Annotated in this window: 16 protein-coding genes; 13 read left to right on the plus strand and 3 right to left on the minus strand. The window is 70.1% G+C overall.

The window, feature by feature from the left end:
• Positions 1–116 precede the first annotated feature (116 nt).
• The 5 genes from ACT53R_RS16135 (at position 117) to ACT53R_RS16155 (ending at position 6,637) form a co-directional block, all read left to right on the plus strand.
• Positions 117–2,567 (plus strand): ribonucleoside-diphosphate reductase subunit alpha, encoded by a 2,451-nt coding sequence (locus ACT53R_RS16135; protein WP_476172931.1) that lies wholly within the window; start codon positions 117–119, stop codon positions 2,565–2,567.
• Between the two features lie 161 nt (positions 2,568–2,728).
• Positions 2,729–3,739, plus strand: coding sequence for a ribonucleotide-diphosphate reductase subunit beta (locus ACT53R_RS16140; protein WP_476172932.1), 1,011 nt, complete (start codon positions 2,729–2,731; stop codon positions 3,737–3,739).
• A 325-nt stretch (positions 3,740–4,064) separates the two neighbouring features.
• Positions 4,065–4,481: an endonuclease domain-containing protein gene (locus ACT53R_RS16145; RefSeq protein WP_476172933.1), complete on the plus strand. Its 417-nt coding sequence runs from the start codon at positions 4,065–4,067 to the stop codon at positions 4,479–4,481.
• Positions 4,478–6,130, plus strand: coding sequence for an NAD+ synthase (locus tag ACT53R_RS16150; RefSeq protein WP_476172934.1), 1,653 nt, complete (start codon positions 4,478–4,480; stop codon positions 6,128–6,130). Before ACT53R_RS16145 ends, ACT53R_RS16150 begins: the two co-directional genes overlap by 4 nt.
• 45 nt (positions 6,131–6,175) lie before the next feature.
• Complete coding sequence (locus ACT53R_RS16155) at positions 6,176–6,637, plus strand: hypothetical protein (protein WP_476172935.1); 462 nt, start codon at positions 6,176–6,178, stop codon at positions 6,635–6,637.
• Positions 6,638–6,719: 82 nt separating this feature from the next.
• Here the strand turns inward: ACT53R_RS16155 and ACT53R_RS16160 are convergent, their stop codons facing one another.
• Positions 6,720–7,604 carry an outer membrane protein assembly factor BamD gene (locus ACT53R_RS16160; RefSeq protein ID WP_476172936.1) on the minus strand — a complete coding sequence of 295 codons (885 nt, stop codon included), beginning with the start codon at positions 7,602–7,604 and terminating at the stop codon, positions 6,720–6,722.
• Between the two features lie 98 nt (positions 7,605–7,702).
• Between ACT53R_RS16160 and rluD the strand changes: the two genes are divergently transcribed.
• From rluD to clpB, 5 genes are all read left to right on the plus strand, one after another.
• A complete protein-coding gene (rluD, locus tag ACT53R_RS16165; protein ID WP_476172937.1) occupies positions 7,703–8,692 on the plus strand; it encodes a 23S rRNA pseudouridine(1911/1915/1917) synthase RluD in 990 nt (329 codons plus the stop codon).
• Positions 8,689–9,549 carry a peptidoglycan editing factor PgeF gene (gene pgeF / locus ACT53R_RS16170; protein ID WP_476172938.1) on the plus strand — a complete coding sequence of 287 codons (861 nt, stop codon included), beginning with the start codon at positions 8,689–8,691 and terminating at the stop codon, positions 9,547–9,549. The genes rluD and pgeF overlap by 4 nt, the downstream gene beginning before the upstream one ends.
• Positions 9,546–10,094 (plus strand): DUF4166 domain-containing protein, encoded by a 549-nt coding sequence (locus tag ACT53R_RS16175; RefSeq protein WP_476172939.1) that lies wholly within the window; start codon positions 9,546–9,548, stop codon positions 10,092–10,094. The genes pgeF and ACT53R_RS16175 overlap by 4 nt, the downstream gene beginning before the upstream one ends.
• Entirely contained in the window at positions 10,091–10,543 is a 453-nt protein-coding gene (locus tag ACT53R_RS16180) for a thiol-disulfide oxidoreductase DCC family protein (protein WP_476172940.1), read from the plus strand. Before ACT53R_RS16175 ends, ACT53R_RS16180 begins: the two co-directional genes overlap by 4 nt.
• Positions 10,544–10,646: 103 nt before the next feature.
• Positions 10,647–13,232: an ATP-dependent chaperone ClpB gene (gene clpB, locus ACT53R_RS16185; RefSeq protein ID WP_476172941.1), complete on the plus strand. Its 2,586-nt coding sequence runs from the start codon at positions 10,647–10,649 to the stop codon at positions 13,230–13,232.
• Positions 13,233–13,245: 13 nt separating this feature from the next.
• Here the strand turns inward: clpB and ACT53R_RS16190 are convergent, their stop codons facing one another.
• Complete coding sequence (locus ACT53R_RS16190) at positions 13,246–13,911, minus strand: YceH family protein (RefSeq protein WP_476172942.1); 666 nt, start codon at positions 13,909–13,911, stop codon at positions 13,246–13,248.
• Positions 13,912–14,056: 145 nt separating this feature from the next.
• On the opposite strand from ACT53R_RS16190, the gene ACT53R_RS16195 reads away from it, so the two are divergent.
• Positions 14,057–14,500 (plus strand): hypothetical protein, encoded by a 444-nt coding sequence (locus ACT53R_RS16195; RefSeq protein WP_476172943.1) that lies wholly within the window; start codon positions 14,057–14,059, stop codon positions 14,498–14,500.
• Positions 14,501–14,578: 78 nt separating this feature from the next.
• Here the strand turns inward: ACT53R_RS16195 and ACT53R_RS16200 are convergent, their stop codons facing one another.
• Positions 14,579–16,225: a cation:proton antiporter domain-containing protein gene (locus tag ACT53R_RS16200; RefSeq protein ID WP_476172944.1), complete on the minus strand. Its 1,647-nt coding sequence runs from the start codon at positions 16,223–16,225 to the stop codon at positions 14,579–14,581.
• A 269-nt stretch (positions 16,226–16,494) separates the two neighbouring features.
• On the opposite strand from ACT53R_RS16200, the gene ACT53R_RS16205 reads away from it, so the two are divergent.
• A complete protein-coding gene (locus tag ACT53R_RS16205) occupies positions 16,495–17,427 on the plus strand; it encodes an esterase/lipase family protein (protein ID WP_476172945.1) in 933 nt (310 codons plus the stop codon).
• Complete coding sequence (locus ACT53R_RS16210) at positions 17,424–18,437, plus strand: lipase secretion chaperone (RefSeq protein WP_476172946.1); 1,014 nt, start codon at positions 17,424–17,426, stop codon at positions 18,435–18,437. Before ACT53R_RS16205 ends, ACT53R_RS16210 begins: the two co-directional genes overlap by 4 nt.
• Positions 18,438–18,514: the final 77 nt, after the last annotated feature.

Consider the following 18,514-nt stretch of genomic DNA (forward strand, 5'->3'; position numbering starts at 1 on the left):
CCGGCGTTGTGCGCGACCCGTCGTTCCCCCGCGATGCCGGTCGTCCGTCCGCGTCCCCTCCGCGCCCGGTCGCATGCGCCGCTCCCGCTCCCTCTCCCTTTTTCCGGAGAGCCCGCATGCGCCACGACACCCTCCTCGCCACTTCCCCCATCCCGTCCGTCGCGACCGTCCCCGTCCGCCAGGCCGATTTCGCCCTCGTGCCGCCGCACGCGCCCGTCACCATGACCGTGACCAAGCGCGACGGCCGCCGCGAGCCGGTCGACGTCGGCAAGATCGTGCGCGCCGTGCAGCGCTGCTGCGACGGGCTCGACGACATCGATCCGATGCGCGTCGCGCTGAAGACCATCGCCGGCATCTACGACGGCGCGACCACGCGCGAGCTCGACGAACTCTCGATCCGCACCGCCGCTGCGTTCATCGCCGACGAGCCGCAGTACGCGCGCCTCGCCGCGCGCCTGCTGTCCGGCTGCATCGACAAGGAAGTGGCGGGCCAGGGCGTGCACTCGTTCTCGCAGTCGATCGCGCTGGGCGCGGAACTCGGCCTGATCAACGATCGCCTGCGCCAGACGGTCGAGCAGCACGCGCGCAAGTTCAACGATGCGATCGATCCTGCGCGCACGCGGCGCTTCGAGTACTTCGGCCTGCGCACGCTGCACGACCGTTACCTGCTGAAGCATCCGCAGCGGCGCACGGTGATCGAGACGCCGCAGCAGTTCTTCATGCGCATCGCGGTGGCGCTGAGCGAGACGCCGGGCGACGCGCTGGAACTGTACCGGCTGATGTCGTCGCTGGATTACCTGCCCAGCTCGCCGACGCTGTTCAATTCCGGCACGCGCCACGAGCAACTGTCGTCGTGCTTCCTGCTGGATTCGCCGCAGGATTCGCTCGCCGACATCTACGCGCGCTACGCCGACGTCGCGCAGCTGTCGAAGTTCTCCGGCGGCATCGGCCAGGCGTATTCGCGCATCCGTTCGCGCGGCGCCCTGATCCGCAGCACCAACGGCCGCGGCAACGGCATCGTGCCGTGGCTGAAGACGCTGGACGCCTCTGTCGCGGCGGTGAACCAGGGCGGCAAGCGCAAGGGCGCCGCCTGCATCTATCTCGAGACCTGGCACGCGGACATCGAGGAATTCCTCGAACTGCGCGACAACACCGGCGACGAGATGCGCCGTGCGCACAACCTCAACCTCGCCAACTGGATCCCCGACCTGTTCATGCAGCGCGTGGAAAGCGACGGCGACTGGTCGCTGTTCGATCCGGACGCGGTGCCGGCGTTCGTCGACCTGTGGGGCGAGGCCTTCGAGCGCGCCTACGTGCAGGCCGAGCTGCAGGGGCTCGCGGTGCGCACGGTCAAGGCGCGCGCGCTGTACGCGCGGATGATGAAGACGTTGGGCGAGACCGGCAACGGCTGGATGACGTTCAAGGATGCGTCGAACCGCACCTGCAACCAGGTCGGCCCCGGCCGCACCGTGCACCTGTCGAACCTGTGCACCGAGATCCTCGAGGTTACGTCGTCGGACGAGACCGCGGTGTGCAACCTCGGCTCGATCAACCTCGCGCAGCATGTCGCCGAGGACGAACGCGGCGCGCCGGTCTTCGACTTCGACAAGCTCGCCGAGACCGTGCGCGTGGCCGTGCGCCAGCTCGACCGTGTGATCGACCTGAACTTCTACCCGATCGAGACCGCGCGGCGCTCCAACCTGCGCTGGCGCCCGGTCGGGCTGGGCGTGATGGGCCTGCAGGACGTGTTCTTCCGCCTGCGCCTGCCGTTCGATTCCGCCGAGGCGCTGGCGCTGTCCACGCGCATCTCAGAACGCATCTACCTGCATGCGCTGGAGGCGTCGTGCGACCTTGCCGAACGCCACGGCGCGCATCCGGCCTTCGCCGAGACGCGTGCCGCACAGCATGCATTGCAGTTCGACCTGTGGGGCGTCGAGCCGTCCGAACGCGACGTCTGGGCGACGCTCAAGGCGCGGATCGCCGCGCACGGCCTGCGCAACTCACTGCTGATCGCGATCGCGCCGACCGCGACCATCGCCTCCATCGCCGGCTGCTACGAGTGCATCGAGCCGCAGGTCAGCAATCTGTTCAAGCGCGAGACGCTGTCCGGCGATTTCCTGCAGATCAACCGTTATCTCGTGCGCGAGCTGAAGCGCCTCGGGCTGTGGACCGACGCGACCCGCGACGCGATCAAACTCGCCGAAGGTTCGGTGCAGGGCATCGACGGCCTGCCCGACGTGCTCAAGTCGATCTATCGCACCGCATGGGAGCTGCCGCAGAAGGCGCTCATCGACCTCGCGGCTGCGCGCGGACCGTACATCGACCAGTCGCAGTCGCTCAACCTGTTCATGGAAAGCCCGAACATCGGCCGGCTGTCGTCGATGTACATGTACGCCTGGAAGGCCGGCCTGAAGACGACCTACTACTTGCGCTCGCGGCCGGCGACGCGGATCGCGAAGGCCACGGTGTCCGCCGCGACGCCCGCCGAGGCGGCGCGCGAGTACTCGCCGCAGGAAGCGCTCGCGTGCTCGCTCGAGAACCCCGAGAGCTGCGAAGCCTGCCAGTAACGCCCGTTCTCCTTCCCCGCGCTTGTCTCTTTCCCGCATCGCGCTTGTCTCCTTCCCCCGCGTGCGGGGGAAGGCCGGGATGGGGCATCGCATGTGCTTCCGTCCCGTCGCCCCCACCCCAGCCCTCCCCCTCGATGCGGGGGAGGGGGAGAACTTGTCCCATGACCACGCCCCACCTGCTCGATCCCGGCTTCGCACTGACGCTGCGACCGATGCGCTATCCCGCGTTCTACGACATGTACCGCGACGCCATCCGCAACACGTGGACGGTGGAGGAGATCGATTTCGGCATCGATCTCAACGATCTGCAGCACAAACTCGCACCAGCCGACCGCCACCTCGTCGAACGCCTCGTCGCGTTCTTCGCGACCGGCGACAGCATCGTCGCGAACAATCTCGTGCTCAATCTCTACCGGCACATCAACGCGCCGGAAGCGCGGATGTACCTGTCGCGGCAGCTCTACGAAGAAGCGCTGCACGTGCAGTTCTACCTCACGTTGCTGGATGCCTACATCCCCGATCCCGAGCGACGCAATGCCGCGTTCTCGGCGATCGAGACCATTCCCTCGATCCGCGCCAAGGCAGCGTTCTGCTTCCGCTGGATGGATTCGATCGAGTCGCTGGACCGCCTCGACACCCGCGAGCAGCGTCGTCGCTTCCTGCTCAACCTGATCTGCTTCGCCTGCTGCATCGAAGGGCTGTTCTTCTTCGCGGCGTTCTCGTACGTGTGGTTCCTGCGCTCGCGCGGCCTGCTGCCGGGGCTCGCGGCCGGCACCAACTGGGTGTTCCGCGACGAATCCGGGCACATGGCGTTCGCGTTCGAGGTGATCCGCACCGTGCGCCATGAGGATCCGGGTCTGTTCGACGCCGCGCTGGAACGTGACGTGCGCCGGATGCTGCACGAGGCGATCGAGGTCGAGGCCGCGTTCGCCGACGACGTGCTGTCGGGCGGTGTGAACGGACTGTCGCCCGGCGAGATGCGCGAGTACCTGTGCTACGTCGCCGACCTGCGCCTCGCCGCGCTGGGGCTGGCGCCGGAGTTCGGCGCGAAGAATCCGTTCCCGTTCCTCGACCTGCAGGACGTGCAGGAACTGACGAACTTCTTCGAGCGCCGCGTCTCGGCGTACCAGGTCGGGATCGCCGGCGCGGTGGCGTTCGACGATGCGTTCTGATCGTCGGTGAACGGGTGTTACCCCCACCCCGGCCCTCCCCCGCGAGCGGGGGAGGGAGAAGGGCGCGCCGCGGCCGTCGCCTGTTGCACGGGCAGCAACATTGAGTCGGCGCAGAAGCAAGAAGTCTGCGCGGCAGGAAGAAGTCGACGCAGCAAGAAGAAGGTGGCGCCTGGGTAATGCCTCGCCACTTTCCACTCCCTCCCCCGCCAGCGGGGGAGGCCGCGGTGGGGGCGCACGCCTGATCCCGCCATGCGGGATTTCCCGACGGACAAGAGACGCGGAGAAGCGTCCACTTCTCTCCTCGCCAGTCGAACGGGAGTGCAGGATGAGAGCAGGACAGAAGCGCGATTTCGCGCGCGCACTGCGTCGGAACATGACCGATGCCGAGACGGCGCTGTGGCGACGCCTGCGCCGTCGGCAATTGCAGGGACATCGCTTCCGGCGGCAGTGTCCGATCGGACGCTACGTCGTCGATTTCGTCTGCATCGAACGGCGCCTCGTCGTGGAGGTCGACGGTGGCCAGCATGCCGGTTCGACGCGGGATCCCGAGCGGGATGCCTGGCTGCGTCGGCAGGGCTTCCTGGTCCTGCGTTTCTGGAATAATGAGGCTCTGGAACAGATCGAGGGCGTTTGCGACATGATCCTGGAATCGCTGTCGAAGCTCACCCCTTCCGGGCTTCTCCCGCTCACGCGCGATGGTGCAGAGTGGATGCCCCGCGGAACCGACGGGAGCGCGGGATGACCACCCTCCGCATCGCCCTTGCCCAGTTCGATTTCCCCGTCGGCGCGGTGGCGCGCAACGCCGAGCGCATCGCGTCGATGATCGCCGAGGCCCGCGACGAACACGGTGCCGACATCGTGCTGTTCCCCGAACTGGCGCTGTCCGGCTATCCGCCGGAAGACCTGCTGCTGCGCCCGGGCTTTCTGCGCGATTGCGCGCAGGCGCTGGAGACGATCGCGCAGGCCGCCACCGGCATCGTCGCCGTCGTCGGCTGGCCGCAGGCCGCCGGCAGCGTGGTCTACAACGCCGCCAGCGTGCTCCGCGACGGCCGCGTCGAACGCACGTACCGCAAGCGCGAACTGCCGAACTACGCGGTGTTCGACGAGCGCCGCTACTTCGACGTCGATCCCGATCGTGAGGACTGCGTGTTCGAGGTCAATGGCGTGTCGGTCGGGCTGATCATCTGCGAAGACCTGTGGTTCGCCGAGCCCATCGCCAGCACCGTGCGCCGGGGCGCGCAACTGGTGCTGGTGCCGAACGCCTCGCCGTTCGAGCGTGACAAGCACGCGCAGCGCGATGCGTTGCTGGCGCAGCGCGCGCAGGAGACCGGCGCCGCGATCGCCTATCTCAATGTCGTCGGCGGTCAGGACGCGCTGGTGTTTGACGGCGCCTCGGTCGTCGCCGACGGCGACGGCACCGTGCATCCGGCGGCGGCCGCGTTCACCGACCAGTGGCTGGTGGTCGATCACGACGCCGATACGCGCCGGTTCGCGCCGGTGCAGTGGATGGACGACGGCGACGAGAGCCGCGACGCGCTGGCCTGGCGCGCGATCGTGCGCGGCATCCAGGACTACTGCCGGAAGAACGGCTTCGCCGACGTGTGGCTGGGGCTGTCCGGCGGCATCGATTCGGCGCTGGTGCTGGCGCTGGCGGTCGATGCGCTGGGCGCCGAGCACGTCACCGCGGTGCGGCTGCCGTCGCGCTACACCGCCGGGCTGTCGAACGACCTCGCCGACGAGCAGTGCCGTGCGCTGGGCGTGAAGCTGCTGGCGGTGCCGATCGAGAAGCCGTTCCAGGGCTACCTCGACGCGCTGGCGGACACGTTCGCCGGCAAACCGGTGGACGTGACCGAGGAGAACCTCCAGTCGCGCTGCCGCGGAGCGATCCTGATGGCGCTGGCGAACAAGTTCGGCGGCCTGCTGCTGACCACCGGCAACAAGAGCGAGTACGCGGTCGGCTACGCCACGATCTACGGCGACATGTGCGGCGGTTACGCGCCGATCAAGGACCTGTACAAGACCGAGGTGTTCGCGCTGTCGCGCTGGCGGAATACCGTCGGCGGCGCGCCCGCCGGCTCTTCGGGGGGCGTGATCCCGCCGGCGGTGATCTCGCGGCCGCCCACCGCCGAGCTGCGCGAGAACCAGAAGGACGAGGATTCGCTGCCGCCGTACGACGTGCTGGATGCGATCCTGCTGCGCCACGTCGACCAGGAGCAGTCGCGCGACGAGATCGTCCGCGCCGGTTTCGACGCCGCGACCGTGGACCGCGTGCTGCGGTTGGTGCGGATCAGCGAGTGGAAGCGGCACCAGGCCGCGCCGGGGCCGAAGATCTCGCGCCGCGCCTTCGGCCGCGAGCGCCGTTACCCGATCACCAACGGCTACGGCGCATAGGGCGGGCCCCGGCCCGCCGTCCGTCCGTTTTCGACACGCCTCCGCATGCGCTGGTACACCGCCGACTTCGACCGGATGTCGTGGCATGACGTCCACGTGCACGGGTTCCGGATCGTCGAAGGCGAGCACGGCACGGCCGAACTGCAGCTCGACCTCGACTTCCTGCTGGAGTGGCCGGGGGCATCGTCGGGCGACTTCCGCGTTGCCCAGGCCATGCTGCAGTTCCACGAGGTCTTCGGCCTTCGCTTCGCGCTGGATTACGTCGCCTGCAGCGCCGGCATGACGCCATTCGCGATCGACCGCATCGCCCGCGAGCCATTGCCGGGACGTGCGGACGACGCGGACGCGCCGATCGACGCCGACCTGCATGGCCCATGGCGCTGGCGCATCGAGCTGGCATGGCCGGAGGGCGGTCTGGACTTCGAGGCGTCCGGCTTCACCCAGTGGCTGGTCGGCGAGGTGGTCGAGCAGCCAGGGCAATGGCTGGCGCCCGACCAGCGACTGTAGGCCGTTTCGCCCGGAACAAAGGATTCTGCCCACGAAAAAGCCGCCCGGAGGCGGCTTTTCGGGATGCGCTGTCGGCCAAGGCTCAGTGCGGATCGTTGTCCAGCGCCGAGCGCTCGCGCGCGAACGGGTTGAGCTTGCGGAAGTTCGACGGGTAATCCGGCCAGGCGTCGCCGTTGGCCAGCCACGGGTGGTTCGCGTCGCGCTGCTGCAGCGCCTGGCGGGCGCCGTCGGCCAGCGCGGTGTTGCCGAGGTGGGTGTAGGCCTTCGCCATCACCGCGATGCCGTCGGCGTCGTAGCGGCTGTCCGGGTAGGTCTCGCGCATGTACTTGGCGCGCTCGATCGCGGCGATCCACGCGGTGCGGCGCAGGTAGTACAGCGCGCTCTCGATCTCGTGGCGGGCGAACAGGTCGCGCAGGTCCTTCATGCGCTGGGCCGCGTCGGCGGCGTAGCGCGAGTTCGGGTAGCGCTCGGTGACGGTCTTGAAGTCGTTGTACGCCTGCTGCGGCGTCGCCAGGTCGCGGCGGCTGGCGTCCAGCTTCCACACGCGCTGCAGGAAGACCGTGTCGCGGCTGGAGTTGACCAGGCCACGCAGGTAATAGAGGTAGGGCGCGTTGCGGTGGGTCGGGTAGGTGCGCAGGAAGCGGTCGATCGTCGAGATCGCGTCGTCGTTGGTGCCCTGCTTGTACTGGGCGTAGGCGGTCTCGATCAGCGCCTGCTCGGTGTACGGGCCGTAGGGGTACTGCGCGACGAGGCGCTTGAAGGTCTGCACGGCGCTGTCGTAGTTGCCGTTGCGGATCGACTGCTGGCCCTTGGCGTACAGCTCGGCGACCGGGACGCCTTCGTTGGCCTTCTCGCCCTTCATCGCCCCCCGCATCCGGGCGCAGCCGGAGGTACCGAGCGCGAACAGGACCACCAGCAGCAGGACAGGACGCAGGAAGGCGGAGAACGACGGGCGGCGAAGGAGCATGCGGGCTGCTGCGGTGCGGGACGAGCGGGCGATAATAGCAGCCCGGGCCGCCCAGCCCCCTTAACCGCGCGAAACCGCGCCCGCCCAGGAGTCCCCGCATGCCAGCAGCCCCCATCGCGCCCGCCCCGGCGCCGCGCACCGCACAGGTGCCCGATGCGGCCGCCGGGCGGCGTTTCGACGCCGTGCTGGCCGAACTGTTCCCCGAATACTCGCGGTCGCGGCTGGCGGAGTGGATCAAGTCCGGCGACGCCCGCTTGGACGGCCGCGAGGTGCGGCCGCGCGATCCCGTCCGCGGCGGCGAGACGGTCAGCCTGACCGCGGTGCTGGAGATCCAGACGCATTCCGAGCCCGAGGACATCGCGCTCGACATCCTCCACGAGGACGAGCACGTCTTCGTGCTGGACAAGCCGGCCGGCCTCGTCGTCCACCCGGGCGCCGGCAATCCGGCCGGCACGCTGGTCAACGCGTTGCTGCACCGCGACCCCGCACTGGCGGCGCTGCCGCGGGCGGGCATCGTCCATCGCCTCGACAAGGACACCTCGGGCGTGATGGTGGTGGCGCGGACGCTGCCGGCGCACACGGCGCTGGTCGAACAGCTGTCGGCGCGCGAGGTCCATCGCCAGTATCTGGCGGTGGTGGTCGGCGCGCTGGTGTCCGGCGGCACGGTGAATGCGCCGATCGACCGCCACCCGCGCGATCGCCTGCGCCAGGCCGTGCGCGAGGACGGGCGCGAGGCGGTCACCCACTACCGCCTGCGCGAACGCTTCCGCGCCCACACCTTGCTGGAGTGCCGGCTGGAAACCGGCCGCACCCACCAGATCCGCGTGCATATGGCCCACATCAAGCATCCGATCATCGGTGATCCGCTGTACGGCGGGCCGCTGAAGCTGCCGAAGCAGGCGACCGAGGATCTGGTCGCCGCGCTGCGCGGCTTCCGCCGGCAGGCGCTGCACGCCGAGGTGCTGGAGTTCGTCCACCCCGTCAGCGGCGAGCCGATCCGCTGCGCTGCGCCAATGCCCGCCGACATGCAGGCGCTGGTCGCCACCCTGCGCGAGGACACCCGCGAGGCCGAGGAACGCGCCCGGTGAGCGGTACGCCGGCCACCGGCCCCTTCCTGTCCGCCGACTGGCCGGCGCCGCCGGGTGTGCACGCCTTCACGACCCTGCGCCACGGCGCGGGCGTCTCGTCAGCGCCGTTCGACACCTTCAACCTCGGCAACCGCACCGCCGCGGACGGCGACGACCCGGCCACGGTCGAGGCCAACCGCGCCGAGCTGGTCCGTCTGGCCGGCCTGCCCGCCGTGCCGCACTGGCTGAAGCAGGTGCACGGCACCGACGTCGTCCGGGTCGAAGGCGACCCCCGCCCCAACCCTCCCCCGCAGGCGGGGGAGGGAGACCCGCAGGGAGACGTTGTTCTTCCCCCTCCCGCGCGCGCGGGGGAGGGCTGGGGAGGGGGCGCCGAGCCGGTCGCCGACGCGTCGGTGACGTCCGTCCCCGGCACCGTGCTGGCGATCCTGACCGCCGACTGCCTGCCGGTGGTCTTCGCGTCCGACGCCGGCGACGAGATCGCCGCTGCCCACGCCGGCTGGCCCGGACTGTCGGCCGGCATGCTGGAGGCGACCGTCGCCGCCATGCGCACGCCGGCCGCGCGGCTGGTGGCGTGGATCGGCCCCTGCGCGGGCCCGGCGCGCTACGAGATCGGCGCCGAGGTGCGCGACCGCTTCCTCGCCCACGATGCGGAGGCCGCCCGCGCCTTCGTGCCGACCCGGCCCAGCCACTGGCTGGTCGATCTGCCGGCGATCGCGCGGATGCGGCTGGCGCAGGTCGGCGTGACCCGCGTCCACGGCGGCGACCTGTGCACGTTGTCCGATCCGGCGCGCTTCTTCTCGCATCGCCGCGACGCCCGCACCGGGCGGATGGCGACGCTGGTCTGGATCGACCGGTGACCGACCCGGCGGCGCCCCTGTTCCCGCGGGTGCTGGGACCGGACTTCGACAGCCTGCCACCCACCGTGAGGCGGCTTCATCTCGCGCCCGGCGCGGCACGCTGGCAGGGCGAAGTCGTGGTCGAACGCGGCCGGCATCCGCTGGCCCGGCTGTTCGCGTGGGTCACCCACCTGCCGCCGGCGGGCGCGGGGCCGGTGGTCGTGGAGATCGACACCGTGGACGGCCATGAACGCTGGGTCCGCCGGATCGGCGGCCGCGCCATGCCGTCGCGGCTGTGGGCCGGGCAGGGCGCGATGGCCGGCCTGCTGTGCGAACGCCTCGGCGCGGTGCTGTTCGGGTTCGTGATGCATGTCGAGAGCGATGCGATCGTCTGGCGGGTCGCGCGGGTGCGCGTGTTCGGCTGGCTGCCGCTGCCTGCGCGCGGGTTCGCCGGCGTGGTCGCGCGCGAGTCCGAGCGCGACGGCCGCTACCGGTTCGACGTGCGCGCCGAACTGCCGGTCGCCGGCCTGCTGGTGCACTACCGCGGCTGGCTGGACGTGCCGTGACGCCGCCGCTTCCGATCGATGCCGGCGACAGCGCATCCCCGACCGGCGCGATCATCGTCTTCGACGGCGTCTGCGTGCTGTGCAGCGGCTGGATCGATTTCCTGCTGAAGCGCGACCATCGCGAACGCTATCGCTTCGCCGCGATGCAGGGCGACACCGGCCGCGCGCTGCTGGCGGCGCACGGCCTCGATCCCGACGATCCGGTGTCGTTCCTGCTGATCGAACACGACCGCGGCCCGGTGCCGCGGGTGTCGACCGATACCGTCGCGATCCGCCGCGTGCTGGCCGGACTGGGCGGCGCGTGGCGGCTCGCCGCGCTGTCGGCACTGGTCCCGCCGTTCCTGCGCGATCCGCTGTACCGCTTCATCGCGCGGCATCGCTACCGCTGGTTCGGCCGCCACGACGCCTGCCGCCTGCCGGACCCGGCGCAGGCCCACCGCTTCCTGTAATCGTTCCCCGACGGCGGCGCGCGGTGCACCTTGGAAACGAGGGCGCGGCCCCAATCTCCGGAAGATCGCGGCACGGCCGCCCCCTTCTTCCGGAGTCCCCGCCATGCGCATGGACAAACTCACCTCGCGGTTCCAGCAGGCCCTCGCCGACGCGCAGTCGCTCGCCGTCGGTCGCGACCACAACGTCATCGAGCCCGCGCACCTGCTGGTCGCGCTGCTCGACCAGCAGGGCGGCGGCACGCGGCCGCTGCTGGCGCAGGCCGGCGTCAACGTGCCGGTGCTGCGCGAACGCCTCGGCGAAGCGCTGGAGAAGCTGCCGAAGGTCTCCGGCCAGGCCGGCAGCGTCAACGTCGGCAACGACCTCGCGCGCCTGCTCAACGTCACCGACAAGCTGGCGCAGCAGCGCGGCGATGCCTTCATCGCCAGCGAACTGTTCGTGCTGGCGGCGCTGGAGGACGGCGGCGACGCCGGCCGCGCACTGAAGGCGGCGGGCGCGAACAAGGCGAAGCTCGAAGCCGCGATCGACGCCATGCGCGGCGGCGAGAAGGTGCAGAGCGAGAACGCCGAGGACCAGCGCCAGGCGCTGGAGAAATACTGCATCGACCTCACCGCACGCGCCGAGTCGGGCAAGCTCGATCCGGTGATCGGTCGCGACGAGGAAATCCGCCGCACCGTGCAGGTGCTGCAGCGGCGCACGAAGAACAACCCGGTGCTGATCGGCGAACCCGGCGTGGGCAAGACCGCGATCGTCGAAGGCCTGGCCCAGCGCATCGTCAACGGCGAAGTGCCCGAAGGCCTGCGCGGCAAGCGCGTGCTGTCGCTCGACATGGGTGCGCTGATCGCCGGCGCCAAGTTCCGCGGCGAGTTCGAGGAGCGGCTGAAGGCCGTGCTCAACGACCTCTCGAAGAACGAGGGCCAGATCATCCTGTTCATCGACGAACTGCACACGATGGTCGGCGCGGGCAAGGCGGAAGGCTCGATGGACGCCGGCAACATGCTCAAGCCCGCGCTCGCCCGCGGCGAGCTGCACTGCATCGGCGCGACCACGCTGGACGAATACCGCAAGTACGTCGAGAAGGACGCCGCGCTCGAACGCCGCTTCCAGAAGGTGTTCGTCGGCGAGCCGAGCGTGGAGGACACGATCGCCATCCTGCGCGGCCTGAAGGAAAAATACGCCGTGCACCACGGCGTCGAGATCACCGACCCGGCGATCGTCGCCGCGGCCACGCTCTCGCACCGCTACATCGCGGACAGGCAACTGCCCGACAAGGCCATCGACCTGATGGACGAGGCCGCGTCGCGCATCCGCATGGAGATCGACAGCAAGCCCGAGGAACTCGACCGCAAGGAGCGCCGGCTCATCCAGCTCAAGATCCAGCGCGAGGCGCTGAAGAAGGAGAAGGACGACGCGTCGAAGCAGCGCCTCGCCGACCTCGAAGGCGAGATCGCGAAGCTCGAACGCGAGTTCAACGACCTCGAGGAGATCTGGAAGGCCGAGAAGGCCGCGGTGCACGGCACCACGAAGGTGAAGGAGCAGATCGAGGCCGCGAAGCTCGAACTCGAGGCCGCGCAGCGCCGCCAGGACTACGCCAAGATGAGCGAGATCCAGTACGGCCGCATCCCGGAGCTGGAGAAGCAGCTGCAGGCGGCGCAGGCGGCCGAGACGCAGGGCTTCCAGTTGCTGCAGGACAAGGTGACCGACGAGGAGATCGCCGAGGTGGTCTCGCGCTGGACCGGCATCCCGGTGTCGAAGATGCTGGAAGGCGAGCGCGAGAAGCTGCTGAAGATGGAAGACGCGCTGCACGGCCGCGTGGTCGGGCAGGAAGAGGCGATCAAGGTCGTCTCCGATGCCGTGCGACGTTCACGCGCGGGCCTGAGCGATCCGAACCGCCCGAGCGGCTCGTTCCTGTTCCTCGGCCCGACCGGCGTGGGCAAGACCGAGCTGTGCAAGGCGCTGGCCGAGTTCCTGTTCGACAGCACCGATGCGATGGTGCGCATCGACATGAGCGAGTTCATGGAGAAACATGCCGTGTCGCGGCTGGTCGGCGCGCCTCCGGGCTATGTCGGCTACGAGGAAGGCGGCTACCTCACCGAGGCGGTGCGCCGTCGTCCGTACAGCGTGATCCTGCTCGACGAAGTCGAGAAGGCGCATCCGGACGTGTTCAACATCCTGCTGCAGGTGCTGGACGACGGTCGCCTCACCGACGGCCAGGGCCGCACGGTGGACTTCCGCAACACCGTGATCGTGATGACCTCGAACCTCGGGTCGCAGATGATCCAGGAGCTGAGCGCCGACGACACGCCCGAGGGCTACACGAAGATGAAGGCGACGGTGATGGGTGTGGTGCAGGCGCACTTCCGCCCGGAATTCATCAACCGGCTCGACGACATCGTCGTGTTCCATCCGCTGGACAAGGCGCAGATCCGCGAGATCGCGAAGATCCAGCTGCGCGGGCTGGAGAAGCGGCTGGCCGAGCGCGGCATCCGCCTGGAACTGGCGGAGAAGGCGCTGGATTTCCTCGGCAACGTCGGGTTCGATCCGGTGTATGGCGCGCGGCCGCTGAAGCGCGCGATCCAGCAGCAGATCGAGAACCCGCTGGCGCAGAAGATCCTCGGCGGCGACTACGGCAACGGTGACGTGGTGCGCGTCGATGCCGATGCCGGCCGGCTGGTGTTCGGCAAGGCCTGACCAAGGCCTGTATTCAGGTCGCGTCGGGGGCGTCCCCGGCGCGGCCTTCCAGCGCGGCCACGCGCGCTTCCAGCGCTTCGATCCGTGCCAGCAGCGTGTCGACCATGTCGTCGTCGCGGGCGCGCGACGGCGCGGCCTCGGCGAGGCGTTCGGGCATCGCTGGTTCGCCGCACAGCAGGTGCGCGTAGCGGTCCTCGCGCTGGCCCGCGGCGCGCGGCATCAGCCGCACCAGCGGCGCGTCACGCTCGGCCAGACGCTCCAGCGCGTGGCGCACGTCGTCGACGCCCGCGAAGCGATGCAGCCGCTCGCTGCGGGCCAGCAGTTCGTGCAGCGTCTGCGGGCCGCGCAGCAGCAGCAGCGCGACCAGCGCGGTCTGCGCCGAAGTCAGGTCGTAGACGCGATCGAGCTTGTGCTGGTAGCGCTCGGCGCGGGCGCCGTATTCCGACTTCACCAGGCCCCGCGGCTCCATCTGGCGCAGCGCGTGGCCGATCTCGCCGGTGTCGTAGCTCGTCACCGGGTCGCGCGCGGTCTTCTGGTTGCAGGCCAGCTGGATGTTGTTGACCGTCAGCGGATAGACGTCCGGCGTGGTGGCCGCCTTCTCGGCGAGGCTGCCGAGGATGCGCGCCTCGACCGGTGTCAGCTGCGGCGGCAGGGCGGGGGTGTCGGACGGAGCTTGCATGATCGCGGCCTGGGGGTTCGGGCGAAGTCCACGATTCTAGCGGGATCGCCGCATCGGCCGCCTTCGCTGTGTCTGCGTTCATCCGTGCGGACGCAGCCTGTCGCCACCCGATCACCCGCTGCCGACGCAGCCGAAGGAGTCCCCCATGCGCAGCATCCGCCTCGGCGCCCTGGCCCTGTGCCTGGCGCTCGCGTCCACCGCCGCGATGCCGGCCATGGCCGCCGGCACCACCACCTGCAAGATGAGCTACAGCCTCTCGGGCTGGTCCGCGTTCTACAAGACCGCGAGCGGCACCGGCACCGTGACCTGCAGCAACGGCCAGAGCATGAGCGTGGCGATCGTCGCCAAGGGCGGCGGCCTCACCGTCGGCAAGTACCGCATCGACCACGGCTTCGGCGAATTCGCCAACGTCTCCGACATCCGCGATGTGCTGGGCAGCTACGCCACCGCCGAAGCGCATGCCGGCGCCGAGAAGAACGCTTCGGCGCAGGCCATGACCAACGGCGATGTCTCGCTCGCGTTGTCGGGCAAGGGCAAAGGCTGGTCGCTGGGCGTCGCCTTCAGCAAGTTCACGATCAAGCGGCGCTGATCCTCCCTCCATCGACGCCGCTGCGCCCCGGCCCCGGCCGGGGCTTTTTTTCGCCCGCGCGCCGCCGTTCGTTCGCGATCAGTTTGCCGCCGGCAGCTGGCCGCGCCGGTAGGCGGGCATCGCCGCGATCATCTCGCCCAGCGAATGCGCCAGCGCGTGCTCGGCCAGCAGCGCGGCGTCGGCGCCACGCTGCAGCAGGTGCTTCACCGCGGCCTCGCTGTGCGCGCGGGCCAGCACCGGGATCGGGTGCGGTCCGGTCTTCAGCCGCTGCGCGACCTTGCCGGCCTCCAGCGCGTCGGGGATGGTCAGCACCGCCAGCGAGGCGTCCAGCGGCATGGCTTCGGCCAGCACGTCGTCGTCGGCGGCATTGCCGCGGATCGCGGCGTGGCCGGCGGCGCGGGCGTTGATCACGCGGTCGCCGTCGGTGTCGATCACCAGGAACGGGATCTCCGCGCGCTGCAGCACGTCGGCCAGCTTGGTGCCGACCTGGCCGTAGCCGACCAGCAGCACGTGGCCCTGCGGCGGACGCGTCGCGGTGGCGACGGGCGCCTCCGGCTCGGTCGTCCGTCGCGCCATCGCGGCGACGAGCAGTGGATTGAGCATGATCGAGAGGATCGCGCCGGCAAGGATCAGGTCGCGGGCGTGTCCGGACAGCACACCCAGCGCCACGCCGAGGCCGGCGAGAATGAAGGAAAACTCGCCGATCTGCGCCAGGCTGGCGGCGATGGTCAGCGCCACGCGGTTGGGCCGGCCCAGCAGGCGGACCACGGCCCACGCCGCGATCGACTTGCCGACGACGATGATCGCCAGCGTCTCCAGCACCTGCAGCGGATGTTCCAGCAGGATGTGCGGGTCGAACAGCATGCCGACCGAGACGAAGAACAGCACCGCGAACGCGTCGCGCAGCGGCAGCGAGTCCTCGGCGGCCTTGTGCCCGAACGGCGATTCGTTGAGCAGCATCCCGGCGAAGAATGCGCCGAGTGCGAACGACACGCCGAACAGCGACGCCGCGCCGAACGCCACGCCGGTGGCGCTGGCCAGCACGAACAGCGTGAACAGTTCGCGCGAGCCGGTGCCGGCCACGCGTTCCAGCAGCCACGGCAGTACGCGGCGGCCGACGATCAGCATCAACGCCACGAACGCGCCGACCTTGGCGAACGTCACCAGCAGCGGGCCGAGCACGCTGCCCTCGCGTGCGCCGTCGCCCCCGGCGAGCGCGGGCACCATCACCAGCGCCAGCACCATCGCGAGGTCCTCGACCACCAGCCAGCCCACCGCGATGCGGCCGCGGTCGGTGTCGAGCAGGCGCACGGATTCCAGCGCGCGCAGCAGCACCACCGTGCTCGCGACCGACAGCGACAGGCCGAACAGCACGCTCTCGGCGTTCGTCCAGCCCAGCCGCGTGCCGAGGAACCAGCCCATCGCGGTGGCGACGGCCATCTGCACCAGCGCGCCGGGCAGCGCGATCCGGCGCACTGACATCAGGTCGCGGAAGGAGAAGTGCAGGCCGACGCCGAACATCAGCAGGATCACGCCGATCTCGGCCAGCTGCGGCGCCAGCGTCTGGTCGCCCACGAAACCGGGCGTGTACGGGCCGGCGATCACGCCGGCGAACAGGTAGCCGACGATCGGCGAGAGCCGCAGGCGATGCGCGAGGAGGCCGAAGAAGCACGCGAGCACGAAGCCCGCGCACAGCATGGCGATGAGCGAGGTGTGATGGGGCATGCCTGCACTATACGGAACGGTCGCGGCGCTCCCTGTCTGCACGTTCAGGCGCGGCCGTGGCCTTGCAGGGCGGCCGGTCGCCGGTCAGGTCCGGATTTGCTGCTGTGCAAAATGACAGCCCCCCGGTGCCCGCCTACAGTCCGATCGCCATTCGGTACCGTATTGAAACAGGCTGGAACGGGTCGAAACCGGTTCCGTCGGCCCGGAGCGGTCCGAAGCGGCATTCCCTTTCATTTTCATTGATCGAAAACGACTCCCAGGAGGGGCGGATGAATCGTCGGACGTGGGCTCGCCTGTTGGCGACCCTGATGCTGTGCCTGAGCGCGATGGTCGCCAACGCGCAATCGACCTACACGCAGACCAAGTACCCGATCGTGCTGGTGCACGGCCTGCTCGGGTTCGACTCGATCCTCGGCGTCTACGACTACTGGTACGGCATCGGCGACGAGCTGAAGGCCGGCGGCGCCAAGGTCTACACCGCCAGCGTGTCGGCCAGCAATTACACGGAAGTGCGCGGCGAGCAGCTGATCGGCGACCTCGACCGGCTGCGCGCGGTCACCGGCGTGCAGAAGTTCAACCTGATCGGCCACAGCCACGGCGGACCGACGGTGCGCTACGTCGCCTCGGTGCGCCCGGACCTGATCGCCTCGGTCACGGTGCTGGGCGCGCCGAACACCGGCGCGCCGATGGCCGACCTGCTCAACACGTCGTTGCCGCCGGGATCGCCGCAGCGCGACACGGTCGCGGCCTTCGTCAACGCGCTGAGCAGCTTCCTCGCCGCGCTGTCGGGCAACAGCGATCCGCAGAACGCGCTCGGTGCGCTGGCGTCGCTCAGCACTTCCGGCGCGACCCAGTTCAACCAGCGCCATCCGCAGGGCAAGCCGACCACCAGCTGCGGCAGCGGCCCGGAAACGGTCAACGGCATCCGCTACTACTCGATGAGCGGTACGTCGGTGCTCACCAACCTCCTCGACGTCGGTGACGGCCTGCTGGGCGTCGGCAGCCTGGTGTTCGGGTCCGAGTCGAACGACGGCCTGGTCGGCCGCTGTTCGTCGCACTGGGGCACGGTGCTGCGCGACAACTACCCGTGGAACCACCTCGACGAGGTCAACCAGGTGTTCGGCCTGCGTGGGCTGTTCTCCTCCAGCCCCGCGAGCGTGCTGCGCGCGCATGCGAACCGCCTGAAAACGCTCGGCCTGTGAGCGGACGGCGGCGACCGATCGTCATTGCCATCGCCGCGGTGCTGGGCATCGCGGCGATGGCCGGCGGCTGGCAGGCGATGCATCCGGCCACGGATGCGTCGCCGACCGGCGAGGCGCGCGATGCGCCGATGTCGCCGGCGACGGACGCGGGCGTTTCGCCCGCGCCGTCGTCTTCCGGCGACGCCCCCGGTTTCTCGATGGCGCAGAGTTCGCTGCGCGGCAGCGAGGTCGACGGCGGGCTGTCACTCGACGCGACCGGCCGCGTGGTGCCCGACCTCGCGATGCGGCGGCTGTTCGACTACCACCTCAGCCTGATCGGCGAGCGCGACCCGGCGCAGATCCGGCAACTGCTCCAGACCTATCTCCAGCAGCGCTTCGGCGCGGCGCAGGCCGCGGAGGCGCTGGCGTATTTCGATCGCTATGCCGCCTATCTCAAGCGACTGGCGGACGCGCGCATCGACGCGCTGGCCCGCCCGCAGGATCGCTTCGACAAGACCGTGGCCCTGCGCCGCGAGCTGCTGGGTGAGGCGCTGGCGACCGCGTTCTTCGCCGAGGAGGAAGCGCTGGGCCGGCTGACGCTGGCGCGGATGCGCATCGCCGGCGACACCGCGCTGTCGGCCGACGAGAAGGCGCGCCGGCTCGCGGCGCTGGATGCCGACGCCGGCTATGCGCAGCGGCAGGAGGCCGACACCGCCAGCCTCGTCGCGGCGCAGGACGGCGAGCTTGCGCGCACGCATGCCGACCCGCGCCAGCGCGCGGAGGCGCGCGAGGCGCTGTGGGGCAAGGATGCGGCCGAACGCCTGGCGAAGCTGGACGCCGAACGCGCGCGCTGGAATGCCCGCATCGCCGACTACCTGCAGGCCCGGGCGCGCATCGACGCCGATCCGCGCCTGTCCGAGGCCGCCCGCGTGCAGGCCCGCGCGGCGCTGCGCGCGCAGCGTTTCGACGCCGCCGAGCAGCGGCGCATCGTGTCGCTGGAAGCGATCGGGCAGCTCAAGCCCGGCGGCTGAGCGGCGCAGGTCGTCGACTTCGCCGTCGCGATTTTCTCTTCTCCCTCGAAAACGAAACGGCCCCCGCGAGCGGGGGC

It is taken from the genome of Lysobacter sp. DMC104 (assembly GCF_056313665.1).

Bases quoted from the DNA above. Each gene is read 5' to 3' on its own strand.
- ACT53R_RS16190 (WP_476172942.1), bottom strand. From the start codon at position 13,911: ATGCAAGCTCCGTCCGACACCCCCGCCCTGCCGCCGCAGCTGACACCG.
- ACT53R_RS16140 (WP_476172932.1), top strand. From the start codon at position 2,729: ATGACCACGCCCCACCTGCTCGATCCCGGCTTCGCACTGACGCTGCGA.
- ACT53R_RS16135 (WP_476172931.1), top strand. From the start codon at position 117: ATGCGCCACGACACCCTCCTCGCCACTTCCCCCATCCCGTCCGTCGCG.
- rluD (WP_476172937.1), top strand. From the start codon at position 7,703: ATGCCAGCAGCCCCCATCGCGCCCGCCCCGGCGCCGCGCACCGCACAG.
- ACT53R_RS16160 (WP_476172936.1), bottom strand. From the start codon at position 7,604: ATGCTCCTTCGCCGCCCGTCGTTCTCCGCCTTCCTGCGTCCTGTCCTG.
- ACT53R_RS16150 (WP_476172934.1), top strand. From the start codon at position 4,478: ATGACCACCCTCCGCATCGCCCTTGCCCAGTTCGATTTCCCCGTCGGC.
- ACT53R_RS16200 (WP_476172944.1), bottom strand. From the start codon at position 16,225: ATGCCCCATCACACCTCGCTCATCGCCATGCTGTGCGCGGGCTTCGTG.
- ACT53R_RS16205 (WP_476172945.1), top strand. From the start codon at position 16,495: ATGAATCGTCGGACGTGGGCTCGCCTGTTGGCGACCCTGATGCTGTGC.
- clpB (WP_476172941.1), top strand. From the start codon at position 10,647: ATGCGCATGGACAAACTCACCTCGCGGTTCCAGCAGGCCCTCGCCGAC.
- ACT53R_RS16145 (WP_476172933.1), top strand. From the start codon at position 4,065: ATGAGAGCAGGACAGAAGCGCGATTTCGCGCGCGCACTGCGTCGGAAC.
- ACT53R_RS16155 (WP_476172935.1), top strand. From the start codon at position 6,176: ATGCGCTGGTACACCGCCGACTTCGACCGGATGTCGTGGCATGACGTC.
- ACT53R_RS16195 (WP_476172943.1), top strand. From the start codon at position 14,057: ATGCGCAGCATCCGCCTCGGCGCCCTGGCCCTGTGCCTGGCGCTCGCG.